The sequence below is a fragment of the Arthrobacter sp. Dra40 genome, assembly GCF_059091905.1.
In genome coordinates, this window is sequence record NZ_JBNHHB010000136.1 from 1 (window position 1) to 14,106 (window position 14,106).

The following is a 14,106-nucleotide window of genomic DNA, read 5'->3' on the forward strand; positions in this document are numbered from 1 at the left end:
GGTTCGCCACCGCCTACGTTGAGTTCTTCCGGGGAGTTCCTGCCCTCGTTGTCCTTGGTGATCAGTGTGCAGTCGAACGCCTGCTTTTCGGTATCGGCGCCTGTCTTGCCTGTCTTCAGGAAGGAATCGATTTCCTCGACGGCCTTCTTGGAGAAGTCAACCACCGGCTGCAGGACCGTGTAGGCCAGCGAGCCGTCCTTGACCGCGTCGACCGCGTCAGGGGCGCCGTCGAAGCCGCCCACCTTCACCGATTCCAGTTTGCCTGCCTCCTTCAGGGCGGCAATGGCGCCCAGTGCCATCTGGTCATTGCCGGAGAGGACTCCCTGGATGTCCGGGTGGGCCTGGAGCATCGACTGCATCTTGTCGTGGCCCTGCTTCTGGTCCCAGTTCGCCACCTGGGCCTCGACCCGCTTCAGGTCCGGATACTGGGACAGCACGGTTGCGTAGCCGTTGGACCGGGTTGCCGCGTTGTTGTCCGACGGCGCGCCCAGCAGCTCCACGTAGGTGCCCTTGCCGCCCATGGCCTTGACGAATTCCTGCGCCCCCAGGGCCGCACCCTGGGCGTTGTCCGACACGAGCTGGGCCTTGGCCAGGCCCTGCTGGTTGATTTCGGCGTTCACCAGGAACACCGGGATGTTGGCGCTGGTGGCCTTCTGCACTCCGCCCACCGAGCCGTCCGCGTTGGCCGGATCAAGGACAATGGCGACGGCCTTGTTTGTGATGGCGGTGTCGATTAGGTCGCTTTCGGCCTTGGTGTCGCCCTTGTGGGCCGCGACGTTCACGGTGTAGCCCAGTTTGGTGCCCTCGGTCTTGACCGTGGCCCCTTCCGCTGCCCAGTAGGGGTTGGCCGGGTCATTGACAATCACCGAGATGAGCTTGCTGCCGCCCGCGCTGCTGGTCGCCGGCCCGGAGGCGGCAGGACTGCCTCCGGTGCCGCCGCCGCCGCAGCCGGTCAGTGCCGCAATGGTCACGCCTACAGCCAGGGTTGCTATCGCCTTGCGTATCATGTTCTTGCCTTTCGTCGTTATCACGGGTCGTCGGTTCGCGGGTCGCACTATCACGGCTTTGCAGTGCTGGCAGCAGATGGAGTGCCGGCCGATTCGATGGTTTCGGGACTTGCCCGGCCCGGCGCCGGCGGTGCCGCGGCGTCGGCCGGTTTGATCCGCTTGGCCCGGCCCTCGATCCGGTTGAGCATGACGGCGACGACGATAACGGCGCCCTTGAAAACCATCTGCCAGTACTCTGAGACGCCGATGATCACCAGGCCGTCGGAAAGGAAACCGATCACGAAGGCACCGAGCAGGGTGCCACGGATGTTGCCGCGGCCGCCCGAGAGCGCGGCGCCGCCGATCACGACGGCGGCAATCGCGGTGAGCTCGAACGATCCGCCGGCCGTGGGGTTGGCCGAGGTCAGTTCCGAGGCGATGATTACCCCGGCGATGGCCGCGCAAGTTCCCGAGGCCACATAGATGCGGACCTTGACCTTTCGAATCGGGATGCCCGAGAGTTCGGCCGCGCGTTCGTTGCCGCCGGACGCATAGAGCCAGCGGCCGAAAGCGGTCCGGTTGAGCAGGAAGCTGCCCAGCAGCGCGATGACCACCATGATCAGAACACCGGTGGGAATCCCGAAGATCCGGTTGAAGCCGAGCGCGTCGAACCCGGTGTTTCCCAGGGCGGGTGAACCGCGCAGGTTCGGGTAGGTGAGCCCGTTGGTGATCAGCAGCGCCGCACCGCGGACAACATAGAGCGTGCCCAGCGTGGCCACGAACGGGGCGACGCCGAACCTGGAGACGAGGACGCCGTTCACCCATCCGACGAAGGCTCCCACGGCTATGGCACAGACCGCGCAGACCCACACCGCCGGGTAGAGCGTGACGTCGACGCCGGGAATTTTGACGCCCTGCATCAGGAAGCCGGCGACCACTCCGGCCAGGCCGACGGTGGAGCCCACGGAGAGGTCGATACCGCCGTTGAGGATCACCAGGAGCATGCCCACGGCCAGGATGGCGAACACCGCCACGTGCCCGGACATGGTCAGCAGGTTGTTGACGCTGAAATAGTTCGGGGACAGGAAGGAGAAGATGACGATGATGACGATCAGGGCGATGAACGCGCGGCCCTCCAGGAGGATCTTGGGAAGATCAAGACCGCCGGAGAACCGCCCGGTCCGCCCTGTTCCGGCCGCTGTCTGTGATTGGCTCATTTCCAGTTTCCGTTCGTCTATGCTGCGATGGCGGATTCGCCCGAAGCTGCCATGATCTGCTCTTTGGTGGTCTGCGCCGCGTCGAATTCCGCGGAGATCCGGCCCTTGCTCAGGACTATGACCCGGTTGGCGATGCTGAGGCACTCGCCGACCTCCGACGTCGAGTAGAGGACGGCCAGCCCCTTCTCGGCCAGTTCGGTGAGCAGCCCGAAGACCTCGGCCTTGGCGCCGACGTCGATCCCGCGGCTGGGTTCATCCAGCAGGATGACCTTGGGGTTGGTCGCCAGCATCTTCCCGATGACCACCTTTTGCTGGTTGCCTCCGCTGAGGGATCCGATGCCGGCCGAGGGGCCGGCGGTCTTGACCCGCACATCGCGGATGGACTGCGCGATGAGCTTGTTCTCGGTGGGCCGGGACAGGATGATGCCCTTCAGGAACGTCCCGAGGCTGGCCAGCGACAGGTTCCGGCCCACGGACATGGTCTGCACCAACCCGTCCCGCTGCCTGTCCTCGGGAACCAGCCCGAGGCCGAGGCCGATGCGTTCGCCGATGGTCAGCCCCGCGACGTCGCGCCCCCGGACCCTAACGGTGCCGGCGACCAGAGGGATCCGTCCCGCCAGCGCCTCGAGCAGTTCGGTACGGCCGGCTCCCATGAGCCCGTAGATGCAGACGATTTCGCCGGCGCGCACCGAGAGGGAGACGCCGTTGACGGAGAGCCGTTCAGGGTTGGTGGGGTCCGCCACCATGGCCGCCTCGACCTGAAGGGCCGCCTCGCCGAAGTTGATGCCGGTGGGCGGGCTGCCCAGGTCGAAGCCGCGGCCGACCATGTTGCCCACAATCCAGTCCAGGTCCACGTCGGCTATTTCCGCTTTCGCCACGATCGCCCCGTCGCGCAGGACCACGGCGTGGTCAGAGATTGCAATCGCTTCCTCCAGATGGTGGGAAATGTAGACGATCGACACCCCTGCGGCCGTGAGGTCCCTGATCACCTTGAACAGGACCTCCACCTCGGTGGCGCTGAGCGCGGAGGTGGGTTCATCCATGATCAGGATGCGCGCATCAACCGAGAGCGCCCGCGCGATTTCGACGATCTGCTGCTGGCCCAGGCGCAGGTCCGCCACCAGCGTGTCCGGATCGATCGGTTCCTCGAGCCGCTCCATCAGCTCCTTGGCGATTTTGCGTTCGGCGGCGTAGTCGACGGTTCCGGCCCGGCCGGTGATTTCCCGGCCCATGAAGATGTTGTCCCGCACACTGAGGTTCGGGCTCAGGCTCAGTTCCTGGTGGATGATCGAAAGACCGCGGTCCCGGGCCTCGACCGTGGAGGAGAAGGCCACCGGTTCACCGCGCAGTTCCAGACTGCCCGAGGTAGGCTGCTCGATCCCCGAGAGGATCTTCATCAGGGTGGATTTGCCGGCCCCGTTCTCGCCGAACAGTGAGGTGACCTGGCCCTCGATGACCTCGAAATCCACGCCCTTGAGCGCCTGGGTCCCGCCGTAGCGCTTGGTGACGTTCTCGGCCCGGAGGATGACGTTGGCCTGCGCCGGGCTGGCCTGGGTCGGGCTGGTCATGGCGTCACCTCGACCTGCACCGGCGTGATGATGTACGCGGCCGGGTTGATCAGGGTAAAGGCGCCGACCACGAAGACCTTCTTGCCGTCCAAGGCCTTTTTGTCCACCTTGGCCAGAACGGTGTTCTTGACCTGCTTGTTCAATTCAGCGCCCACGTTCTGGTAGTCGATTTGGTTCTTGAACTGTGAAAATTGCACCTTCCCGGTCGCATCGCGCACCGCTGTGCCGTTGATCGCGGGGCCCATCTGCACCAGGACCTTGACGTCCGCGGGCATGTTTTCCACCGTGACCGGCATCTGCCCGTTCGCATCGGGGGCGGCGGCCGTCCCGGTCAGCTTGACGGAGTAGACCGCCGGAGAGGATCCGGAGACGACGCCATACTCCTTGGCCGCCGCGGCCGGATCCGCCTGGATCGCCTTGGCCACCGTCGCCAGGTCCGTCGCCCGGCTCATGATGTCCGGGGCGATCTCGGAACCGAACTTTTGCTGCGCGAAGGACTCCGGGCTGAAGGTGCCAGGGACTGCTTCGGCGGCCTCCTTCCCTGTGAGGATTTTGGTGCTGAAGAACATTAGGATCAGGATCACCAGCACTATGCCCGCGGTGATCAGCCGGGCCGGTTTGAAAGCGGTGCGCTTGGGTGTGCTCAGCTGTTTGCTCATCTCAGGACCTTGGATTCAATGTCATTGGGTCGGATCTGCAGCTTGCGCCCGGATCCCGCGCGGAACATCTCGAGCGCAGTGGAGTAGTCGTCCAGGGTAAAGGAGTGGCTGATCATCGGCACGCTCTCGATGGCGCCGGCCTCGAACATTTCCACCGCTCGGCCGAAGGTGTTCAGCACCGCCATGGTGCCGACAATGTTCAGTTCGTCGCGGTACACCCGGAACGGGGAATAGCCGGCCTTCGCCTCCGCCGGCGCGACCCCGAAGTGCTGGAAGGTGCCGCCGGCCTTCACCCGCGGCAGACCGTCCTCGATCGCCTTTATGACGCCCGTGCAGTCGATGACGACGTCCCACTGGTTGCGTTCCGCCTCGTCCGGGCTGGCATACACCTGGCCGATTCCGACGTCGCCGGCCGCTTCCCGGCGGCCGCTGCTGAGGTCGACGATGGTGACGCTCGCGGCGCCGGCCCGCGGGGCCAGCTGGGCCATCAGCAGGCCCATGGTCCCGGCGCCGTAGACCAGGTAGTGCTCGCCCATCTTCCGCGGCAACAGGTCGTAGCCGCGGATGGCGCAGGCCAGCGGCTCGATCAAGGCCGCTTGGTACAAGTCCGTCTCCGGGCGTAGCCGGAAGACGTTGCTCACCGGGGCCTTCAGGCAATGGGCGGCCGCGCCGTCGCTGGCCACCACCCCGAGCCCGTTCCACCGCCGGCACAGGTTGCCCTTGCCGCTCAGGCAGAACTCGCACTCCCCGCAGGTGGTGCTGGGGTTGACCACCACGTGGTCCCCCGCCGCAACGCCGGTCACCTCGCTGCCGGCCTCGACGACGACGCCGGAGGCCTCATGGCCGGGAATGAGCGGAAACACGGTCCCCTCGAACTCACCGTCGAGGACGTGCGTGTCGGTGCCGCAGATCCCGACGGCGGCCACCTCGATGACCACCTCGCGGGGACCAGGGCTCGGGTCCTTGACGTCGCGGAGCGCCAGCTCCCCCGGGGCTTCGAAAACAATTGCGCGCATATGGATTCACGCTCCAGTCCAAAGGATTCTTGCGGACAGCAAACCGCCGACAAAGGGAATCTCGTGATCGCCCGTCGGTACAGAAATCTGTTATTTTGTGGACTTTTCGTGTTACAAATACAATGTAACTGTGACCTAACCCACTGTCAACGGACTGACTTGGAGCGGATCTGGCGTTGCCTGAAAGCCGTACGCGACTAGATTTGTAACCGGAGTCACACCCCCATCTCGAGGAGGACCCATGTCCACCCCCCCAGCCACCGAGACCACTGCCGCGGCAGAATTGCCGACGACGATGGACGCCGTGATCTGCCACGGCCCGGAAAACTACACTCTTGAAAAGGTGCCCGTGCCCACGCCCGGTCCGGGCGAAATGCTGATGAAAGTCGAGGCCGTCGGCGTCTGCGCCAGTGACCTGAAGTGCTACCACGGCGCCGCCAAGTTCTGGGGCGACGAGAACCGCCCGGCCTGGGCGCAGCGCGAAATCACGCCGGGACACGAATTCGTCGGCACCATCATCCAGGCCGACGAGGAGGCGACCGCCCACCACGGCGTCGCCGTGGGGGACCGGGTCACCTGCGAGCAGATCGTCCCCTGCGGGGTCTGCCGCTACTGCGTCCGCGGCGAGTACTGGATGTGCGGACCGCATGATATGTTCGGCTTCCGGAATTTCCACGGCGGCATGGCCGACTACCTCGTAGTGCCCAAGATCGCGCGCGCGCACCGGATCTCCAAGGAGCTTCCGGCGCACCACGCCGCGTTCGTCGAACCGCTCTCGTGCTCCCTGCACGCCGTCGAACGCGCGAAGATCACGTTCAACGACGTCGTCGTCATCGCCGGCTGCGGGCCGATCGGTCTGGGCATGGTGGCCGGCGCGAAGGCCAAGAACCCGCTCACCGTGGTGGCGCTGGACATGTCCGACGACAAGCTGGCGCTGGCCCGCAAATGTGGCGCCGATATCACCATTAATGTGGGCCGGGAGGATGCGGTCCAGCTGGTGAAGGCCATGACCGAGGGCTACGGCGCCGACGTGTACATCGAAGGGACCGGGCATCCCTCGGCCGTGGGCCAGGGCCTTAACATGCTGCGCAAGCTGGGCACCTACGTGGAGTACTCGGTCTTCGGCTCCGATGCCACGGTGGACTGGTCGATCATCAGCGACGACAAGGAACTGGACGTGCTCGGCGCCCACCTGGGCCCTTTCTGCTGGCCGGCGGCCATCAAGATGCTCGAATCCGGCATCCTGCCGATGGACGAAATCTGCACCGACCAGTTCCCGCTCAAGGACTTCCAGGCAGCGCTGGACCTGGTCGCCGACACCGCCGGCAACTCGGTGAAAGTCTCCATCCTCCCCGGCCAGCCATAGCCCCTAAAGCATCGGTGATCAGCCAAGGCCCCCGAGGGCCGCGTGGGATCCGGAATCCCGGGCGATGGTCCGGGTCGTTTCGATGACGCCGTTGATCGCTTCGGTGTCCGGCCCAGTCCAAAGCGTCTGGGCCGACGGGAGACGTTGCGGTCTCGGCGACGGTACTGCAGGCGTGTCCCGCATGTCCGATCCCGACATGATCGGGAAATCGTCTCCGCCGTATTCGTGCCGGTCATGGCAAAGGCCAGGATCGGTCACTTTGAAGTTCCAGTCGTCAATTTTGTTGATGTAGTCCGGTGTCAGGACCTCGGACTTATCGATGTAGTCAACGCCGAAGGGACTGCAGGGGAACAGGCCCGATTGATAGGCCCGGGGGCTCTGAAATGGATCGTTGTTTTGAGAGGCCCAGGCGTCGGCGAGGGTAGCGTCATTCGCAGCAACGCCGCATCAAGAGGTGATCAAACTTGATCCCAGATTTTCACGCATACTCTTTCAAATCATTATCCCCGGATACGAGCATGTCCTGCAGCAGGAGGAATTCCGCGTAGCTGGGCAAACTGTTCACGGGCAGCCCGAAATCCCCACGGCGTGCCGAGGCCTCGGACAGCCCCGGCTGCTGCCGGTAGCAGGATGAGTCCCATTGCCGCGTCCCGGGCTCGAACCGGATGACTGATTCTGCCCGGTACCCTTCCACGCCGCTCCCGATCGCAATGCGTGCGGTGAGGACACCCTCCGCCCACCACCGGCCCAGACAGCCCTGTTTGGCGCCGTCGACATAAAAGCCTTCCCAGCGTTCCATAGGTTCGCCGCGTAACGGCGTCGGGGCTCTCAGAACAACGCCGCTTTCGGCACTGCCGGGAAGATATCCTCCAGCTCCACCAAATCGGCGCCTGTGGGCTGCCAGACGATGGACTCGGCGTTTTGCCGAATCTGCCCGGGCTTGGTGGCTCCGGCGATGACCGATGCGACCGCAGGACGGGAAGCAAGCCAGGAAAACGCCACCTCGATCTCCTTCAGTCCGCGATCGGCGGCAAAGCGGGAGAAGGCGCCGAGCTGCTCCCAGTCCGCGTCCTTGAGCATGTTGGTGCGCGAGTGGGTCAGGCGGCTGCCTTCGGGTGCTTCGCCGTCCTTGTACTTGCCGGTGAGCAGCCCATTGGCCAGCGGGAAGTACGGGAGCACACCCAGCCCGTAGGCTTCGGCCGCAGGCGTCACTTCCAGTTCCGCCCGCCGGTCCAGCAGGTTGTAATGGCTTTGGCTGGAGATGAACGGGGTGTAGCCGCCCATGCGGGCCGTGAATTCCGCTTCGGCAATCTGCCAGCCGGCCCGGTTGGAGTGGCCGATGTAGCGGACTTTGCCGGCGCGGACCAGGTCGTCCAGGGCGGACAGTGTCTCTTCGATAGGAGTCAACGGGTCAGGCGTGTGGAACTGGTAAAGGTCAATCCAGTCGGTGCCCAGCCGGCGCAGCGATGCCTCGGCTGCCTTGATGATGTAGCGGCGCGAACCGCGGGCACCAAAGTCTTCACCGTTCACTCCGCGCATGTCCATGCCGAACTTCGTGGCAACCACCACGTCACCGCGCCGTGATCCCAGTGCCCTGCCCAGAAACTCCTCGCTCAGTCCCGGAGTCTTCCCGTAGGTGTCGGCAACATCGAAAAGGGTCACCCCGGCGTCGAGTGCGGCATGCACCACCGCGTCGGTGCCTTCCTGCGTTTCCGTTGGCGTGTTGGACCGGCCCAGGTTGTTGCAGCCGAGCCCCACCGTGGAGACGGTGAGACCGGATTTTCCAAGGCGTCGGTATTCCATCGCTACATCCTTCGTCGCTAGAGATTTGCGGCCCGCCTCGCATCCTATCCCGGCTCCCAGCCCGCACACAGGGCCCGCAGTAGCTTCGCCCACGTCACGTAGGCGGTCGTGGCGGTGCCGCTTCTGTCTTTCGGCACCGCTGCACATATGATCGAAACCATGGCCAAAGTTCTGACTTCCCTTCCCGTCGGCGAACGCGTCGGCATCGCCTTCTCTGGTGGACTCGACACGTCCGTTGCGGTTGCGTGGATGCGCGACGGCGGCGCCGTGCCCTGCACGTACACGGCTGACCTCGGCCAGTACGACGAGCCGGACATTGACGCAGTGCCCGGCCGCGCCACCGAGTACGGCGCGGACATCTCCCGCCTGGTGGACTGCAAGCCGGCACTCGTGGAGGAAGGCCTGGCCGCGCTGGCCTGCGGCGCCTTCCATATCCGCAGCGGCGGACGCTCCTACTTCAACACCACCCCGCTGGGCCGCGCCGTGACCGGCACACTGCTGGTACGGGCCATGCGCGAAGACGGCGTGGACATCTGGGGCGACGGCTCCACCTACAAGGGCAACGACATCGAGCGTTTCTACCGGTACGGACTGCTGGCCCACCCGCGGCTGCGCATCTACAAGCCGTGGCTCGATCCGCGCTTCGTCTCGGAACTGGGCGGCCGCCAGGAAATGTCCGAATGGCTGACGGCACACAACTTCCCGTACCGCGACTCGGCCGAAAAGGCCTACAGCACCGACGCCAACATCTGGGGTGCCACCCACGAGGCCAAGACACTGGAGCACCTGGGCACCAGCCTGGAGGCCGTGGAGCCGATCATGGGCGTGGCCTTCTGGCGCGACGACGTGGAGATTGCCCCCGAAGACGTGACAATTCGCTTTGAAGCAGGCCGCCCCGTGGCCATAAACGGCGCCGAGTTCGCCGACGCCGTCGCCCTGGTGCAGGAAGCCAACGCCATCGGCGGGCGCCACGGACTGGGCATGTCCGACCAGATCGAAAACCGCATCATCGAAGCCAAGTCACGCGGCATCTATGAAGCCCCGGGCATGGCCCTGCTGCACATCGCCTACGAGCGTCTGCTCAACGCCATCCACAACGAAGACACCGTGGCCAGCTACCACGCCGAAGGCCGCCGCCTGGGCCGCCTGATGTACGAGGGGCGCTGGCTGGACCCGCAGTCGCTCATGCTGCGCGAGTCGCTGCAGAAGTGGGTCGGTTCGGCGGTCACCGGTGAGGTCACCCTGCGCCTGCGCCGGGGCGAGGACTACACCATCCTTGACACCGCCGGGCCCGCGTTGAGCTACCATCCGGACAAGCTGTCCATGGAGCGGGTGGGCGACGCGGCCTTCGGGCCGCTGGACCGCATTGGCCAGCTCACCATGCGCAACCTGGACATTGCCGACTCCCGCGCCCGCCTGGAGCAGTACGCTGCCCAGGGCCTGGTGGGCGGTCCGACCGCCGAGCTCGTGGGGGCACTGGAAGCAGGCGGCGCCACCGAAATCGCCGACACCGCCATGCTCGACGCCGCCGACCGCGCAGCCGACGAGGCGCTGGACCGGGCAGCGTTCGACGCCGGCACCGACTGATTCACCTGACCCCGCCGGAGCGGGGCGGCAATGCAGGCACGGTGCCCTTCCCGTCCGGGGGCGCCGTGCCTGTGGCTTTTCCGGCACCCCGGACGGGACGGCCGGCTCAAGGAAGGAGTTGAGCTGTGGCCTTCTCCCGCGCTGAACTGCTCAGCTACCAGGACGCGCTCGTCCCCGATCTCGTGGGGCCGGGAGTGCGCCTGTTGTTTGTCGGCATCAACCCGGGGCTGTGGTCCGCTGCCACCGGCTCGCATTTCGCCCGGCCCGGCAACCGGTTCTATCCGGCGCTGGCCGCTGCCGGCATCACCGAGTACCTGATCCGGGCCGGAGACGGCATGACGGAGCGCGACCGCACCCATCTCGTAGCCCGCGGAGTCGGCATCACCAACATTGTTCCGCGCGCGACTGCCAGGGCCGACGAGCTGGACGCCGAGGAGCTGCGCGCCGGAGCCCGGCTCCTGGCCCTCCGAGTCGAAGCCCTGGGGGCCCGGGTGGTGGCAGTGGCCGGAGTGACCGCCTACCGGGTGGGATTCGAACGGCCGAAGGCACGGCTGGGCCGGCAGCCGGAGACGCTCGGCGGGGCTGAACTCTGGGTAGTGCCGAATCCCAGCGGCCTTAACGCCCACCACAACGTGGCTACCCTGGCTGCCGCATACCGTGCGGCCGCCGGCGCCGCCGGCCTGGACCTGCCCGGGGGCGGCTAGCACCCCCTGCGCACAGCTTGGTGCTTTACAGGCTGAAGGCGGCCTTCGCGGGCAACGGATGCTTTTGTTTCACGGCGTCGAGGTCCCCGTGGGGCGCGACGCCGATGCTCAGCTTCGTGTAGTCGAGTTTGGCTTCGCGGAGGCAGACTTTCAAACCGGCCACCGCCTTGGACGCGTCCGGCGCCAGGACGTAGATGTTGAGCTTGTGCGGGCCGAACTCGGTCTTCTCCACGGTGCCGAGGCCCCGCCAGGCGAAGTATTCGGTGATCGTCCGTTTTGCCTTGTCCTCCAGGTAACGGTCGCGGTCGCTGCCGCCGGCGGTCTTCAGCGCATACTGGGCGATCACCCAGTGCTGCTCCCCCGGGGCGAGCTCCGTATAGCCGTCTTCTGCGCACTGGGCGGCAAAGGCATCCATCAGCGACTCGGCGGCCCCGGCGTCCACGTCCCGGCTCTCCTGCGTGGAGCTCTGGTGGCCAACCGTGCCGTGGTTGACCACGAACTGGCCGTAGTCTTCGTCGAACCATGCCTCGCGGAAGACCAGCCCGCCGTCGTCGTTCTTCTTGTAGACCCGAAGGAAACTCATGTCCGTCCTTTGTTCAACCACGTCAGGGCCGTGCCGTCGAACGGCGCCGCCTGGGCCACCACGTGCCCGTACAGCGCCCGGCAGCTGGCCTGCATTCGTTCGGCCAGTGCGGCCGGATAGTCCATCGTCACACGGTGCACGGCGAACTCGTCCTCGTCGTCGATGTACACACGGCCGGAGGCGGTGCGGACTACATCAAGGTCCATGTCCGTGAGCTGGACTTCCCAGCCCGCCGGACGCAGCGGATCCACCCGGATGCCGGTGGCCAGGTCGATGTAGATGCGGAAGTCATCGGGATACGTGTCGTCGTAGAACGTCGCCACATAGTCGCCCTCGGCCGGCAGGAACTGCACGGCGTCGGAAGCGGCAAAGAAGGCTACTCCGGGCCGGGCCACCAGGGAGCCGGCAGGCTGGAAGATCCAGTCACCGAAACTGTCCGCGCCCAGATAGGTGCCGGGCACCAGCCAGTGGGCGCCGCCGTCGTACTTCCAGTTGCGGAACACCACCATGTCGCCCGGCCGGGCGGCAGCGGGAATGCGGCCGGTCACTGGATTTTGGGAGTCTGGCCGGTGGGCAGCTCCTGGCCCGGCAGCGGGCGCGCAAACGGGACCTTGGTGCCGAGCACCTGCGCCACGGTGTCCTGCGCCACCTGCTGGGCGGTGAGGCCCACGCGCTCCAAAACCTCGGCGCGGGTGCCGTGGGCGAGGAACTCCACCGGCAGGCCGACCTCGTTCAGCGCCGTGTCCACGCCGGCGGCACGCATCTCCTGCCGGATCCGGGAACCGACGCCGCCGGCGCGCACGCCGTCTTCGATCACGACGACGATGCGGTGCCGGGCCGCGAGACCGATGATGGACCGCGCCACCGGCAGGACCCACCGCGGGTCCACGACGGTGGAGCTGATGCCCTGCGCGCCGAGGCGGGCGGAGACGTCCAGCGAGAGTTCGCTCATGGCCCCCACGCTGACGATCAGCACATCGTTCTCGGTCGAGCCCGACGGCCGGCGGGTCAAAACATCAACGCCGTCCTGGAGGCGCTCGATGGCCTCGACTTCCGGCCCCACCGATCCCTTGGAAAAACGGACCACGGTGGGGGCGTCCTTGACGGCCACCGCCTCCCGCAGCTCTTCCTTCAACCGGGTGGCGTCGCGCGGGGCAGCCAGATGCAATCCCGGGACTATCTGCAGCAGCGACATGTCCCACATGCCGTGGTGGCTGGGCCCGTCCGGCCCGGTGACCCCGGCGCGGTCCAGCACCACGGTGACGCCCGCTTTATGCAGCGCCACGTCCATCAGCAACTGGTCGAAGGCACGGTTCAGGAAGGTGGCGTAGAGGGCCACCACCGGGTGGAGCCCGCCGTATGCCATGCCGGCGGCGCTGGCCAGCGCGTGCTGTTCCGCGATGCCGACGTCGACCACCCGGTCCGGGTGCTTGGCGGCAAATTTCTGCAGGCCCACCGGGATCAGCATGGCTCCGGTGATGCCGACGATGTCCTGGCGTTCGTCCGCGATGTCGGCGATTTCGTCCGCAAAAACCGAGGTCCAGGACTGCCGGCCGCCGGACTCGACCGGTTCGCCCGTCTCCGGATCGATGACTCCCACCGCGTGGAACTGGTCCGCCTCATGGGCGCGGGCCGGGGCATAACCGCGGCCCTTCTCCGTCATCGTGTGGACAATCACGGGGCCGCGGTAGTTCCTGGCCTGCGTCAGCGCGGCCTCGACGGCTTCCAAGTCGTGCCCGTCAATGGGGCCGATGTACTTCATGCCGAGGTCTTCGAACAGCCCCTGGGGCGCCCACCAGTCCTTGATGCCCTTCTTGGTGGCGTGCAGGCTCCGGTAGGCAAACTGGCCCAGCGGTCCGCCCGACTGCAGCTTCTGCTTCCACCAGTCCAGGGTGCCCTCGTAAGCACGGTGGGTGCGGACCTTGTCGATGGTGGTCCGGCGCAACGCGGCCAGCTGATCGGCCAGCCCGCCGATGGTCGGGGCGTAGGAGCGCCCGTTGTCGTTGACGACGATCACCACGCGCCGGTCGCGGTCTGCGGCGATGTTGTTCACTGCTTCCCACGCCATGCCCCCGGTGAGGGCGCCGTCGCCCACCATCACAACGACGTAGCGGTCGCCCTCGCCGGTCAGCTGCCGGGCGCGGGATATTCCGTCTGCCCAGGACAAGGACGACGACGCGTGCGAGCTTTCCACGATGTCGTGGACCGATTCGCTGCGGTCCGGGTAGCCGGCCAGGCCGCCCTGCTGCCGCAGCGTGCCGAACTCCTGCCGGCCGGTGACCAGTTTGTGGACGTAAGACTGGTGGCCGGTGTCAAAGACAATGCTGTCCCGCGGGGAGTCGAACACGCGGTGGATGCCCAGCGTCAGCTCGACGACTCCAAGGTTCGGGCCAAGATGTCCGCCGGTCTGTGCGACGTTCGTGATCAGGAACTGGCGGATTTCCTGGGCCAGGTCCCGCAACTGGACCATGTCGATCCGGCGCAGGTCGCGCGGCTCGCGAATGGTCTCGAGCAATCCCACAGAGCAGGTCCTTTCCTTCACAAAGCGTCGGTTAATCCTACCGCCATCCATCCTCTGCTCCGCGTCCCACAGGTGCGAGGGTGCCCACAGGAGGCC

The 14,106-nt window shown here is 66.2% G+C and carries 13 protein-coding genes and 1 pseudogene; 4 read left to right on the top strand and 10 right to left on the bottom strand.

The features are described 5' to 3' along the window. The 5 genes from AC5RWT_RS27345 to AC5RWT_RS27365 form a co-directional block, all read right to left on the bottom strand. Nucleotides 1–1,007: D-ribose ABC transporter substrate-binding protein (locus AC5RWT_RS27345; protein WP_494082940.1), on the bottom strand; the 1,007-nt coding region annotated here is incomplete at its 3' end. Nucleotides 1,008–1,057: 50 nt separating this feature from the next. Further along, on the bottom strand, nt 1,058–2,203 hold the full coding sequence (locus AC5RWT_RS27350; protein ID WP_494082941.1) for an ABC transporter permease: 1,146 nt from the start codon (nt 2,201–2,203) through the stop codon (nt 1,058–1,060). 17 nt (nt 2,204–2,220) lie between these two features. Beyond that, entirely contained in the window at nt 2,221–3,771 is a 1,551-nt protein-coding gene (locus AC5RWT_RS27355) for a sugar ABC transporter ATP-binding protein (protein ID WP_494082942.1), read from the bottom strand. Next, nucleotides 3,768–4,430, bottom strand: a complete 663-nt coding sequence (locus AC5RWT_RS27360) for a DUF2291 family protein (protein ID WP_494082943.1) — start codon at nt 4,428–4,430, stop codon at nt 3,768–3,770. The genes AC5RWT_RS27355 and AC5RWT_RS27360 overlap by 4 nt, the downstream gene beginning before the upstream one ends. Next, nucleotides 4,427–5,446, bottom strand: coding sequence for a zinc-dependent alcohol dehydrogenase family protein (locus tag AC5RWT_RS27365; RefSeq protein ID WP_494082944.1), 1,020 nt, complete (start codon nt 5,444–5,446; stop codon nt 4,427–4,429). The genes AC5RWT_RS27360 and AC5RWT_RS27365 overlap by 4 nt, the downstream gene beginning before the upstream one ends. 241 nt (nt 5,447–5,687) lie before the next feature. Here AC5RWT_RS27365 and AC5RWT_RS27370 point away from each other — a divergent pair, with 241 nt between their 5' ends. Both AC5RWT_RS27370 and AC5RWT_RS27375 read left to right on the top strand, forming a co-directional pair. Continuing rightward, the gene (locus tag AC5RWT_RS27370) at nt 5,688–6,812 is read left to right on the top strand and encodes an alcohol dehydrogenase catalytic domain-containing protein (RefSeq protein ID WP_494082945.1); all 1,125 of its coding nucleotides are present in this window, start codon (nt 5,688–5,690) and stop codon (nt 6,810–6,812) included. A gap of 169 nt (nt 6,813–6,981) precedes the next feature. After that, a pseudogene (locus AC5RWT_RS27375) lies at nt 6,982–7,073 on the top strand (pyridoxal 5'-phosphate synthase lyase subunit PdxS); the annotation flags it as partial. Between the two features lie 217 nt (nt 7,074–7,290). On the opposite strand, the gene AC5RWT_RS27380 reads toward AC5RWT_RS27375, so the two are convergent. Both AC5RWT_RS27380 and AC5RWT_RS27385 read right to left on the bottom strand, forming a co-directional pair. After that, the gene (locus tag AC5RWT_RS27380) at nt 7,291–7,611 is read right to left on the bottom strand and encodes a hypothetical protein (protein ID WP_494082946.1); all 321 of its coding nucleotides are present in this window, start codon (nt 7,609–7,611) and stop codon (nt 7,291–7,293) included. A 29-nt stretch (nt 7,612–7,640) separates the two neighbouring features. Continuing rightward, nucleotides 7,641–8,615, bottom strand: coding sequence for an aldo/keto reductase (locus AC5RWT_RS27385; RefSeq protein ID WP_494082947.1), 975 nt, complete (start codon nt 8,613–8,615; stop codon nt 7,641–7,643). Nucleotides 8,616–8,774: 159 nt separating this feature from the next. Between AC5RWT_RS27385 and argG the strand changes: the two genes are divergently transcribed. Continuing rightward, nucleotides 8,775–10,202: an argininosuccinate synthase gene (gene argG, locus AC5RWT_RS27390; protein ID WP_494082948.1), complete on the top strand. Its 1,428-nt coding sequence runs from the start codon at nt 8,775–8,777 to the stop codon at nt 10,200–10,202. 125 nt (nt 10,203–10,327) lie between these two features. Next, nucleotides 10,328–10,906, top strand: a complete 579-nt coding sequence (locus AC5RWT_RS27395) for a mismatch-specific DNA-glycosylase (RefSeq protein WP_494082949.1) — start codon at nt 10,328–10,330, stop codon at nt 10,904–10,906. Nucleotides 10,907–10,931: 25 nt separating this feature from the next. Here AC5RWT_RS27395 and AC5RWT_RS27400 read toward each other — a convergent pair whose 3' ends face one another. Genes AC5RWT_RS27400 through dxs form a run of 3 tightly spaced genes read right to left on the bottom strand, consistent with a single transcriptional unit; the run spans nt 10,932 to nt 14,010 of the window. Continuing rightward, nucleotides 10,932–11,489, bottom strand: a complete 558-nt coding sequence (locus tag AC5RWT_RS27400) for a hypothetical protein (protein WP_494082950.1) — start codon at nt 11,487–11,489, stop codon at nt 10,932–10,934. Continuing rightward, on the bottom strand, nt 11,486–12,037 hold the full coding sequence (locus AC5RWT_RS27405; RefSeq protein ID WP_494082951.1) for a DUF402 domain-containing protein: 552 nt from the start codon (nt 12,035–12,037) through the stop codon (nt 11,486–11,488). The genes AC5RWT_RS27400 and AC5RWT_RS27405 overlap by 4 nt, the downstream gene beginning before the upstream one ends. Beyond that, nucleotides 12,034–14,010 carry a 1-deoxy-D-xylulose-5-phosphate synthase gene (gene dxs / locus AC5RWT_RS27410; protein ID WP_494082952.1) on the bottom strand — a complete coding sequence of 659 codons (1,977 nt, stop codon included), beginning with the start codon at nt 14,008–14,010 and terminating at the stop codon, nt 12,034–12,036. The genes AC5RWT_RS27405 and dxs overlap by 4 nt, the downstream gene beginning before the upstream one ends. Between the last annotated feature and the right edge of the window lie 96 nt (nt 14,011–14,106).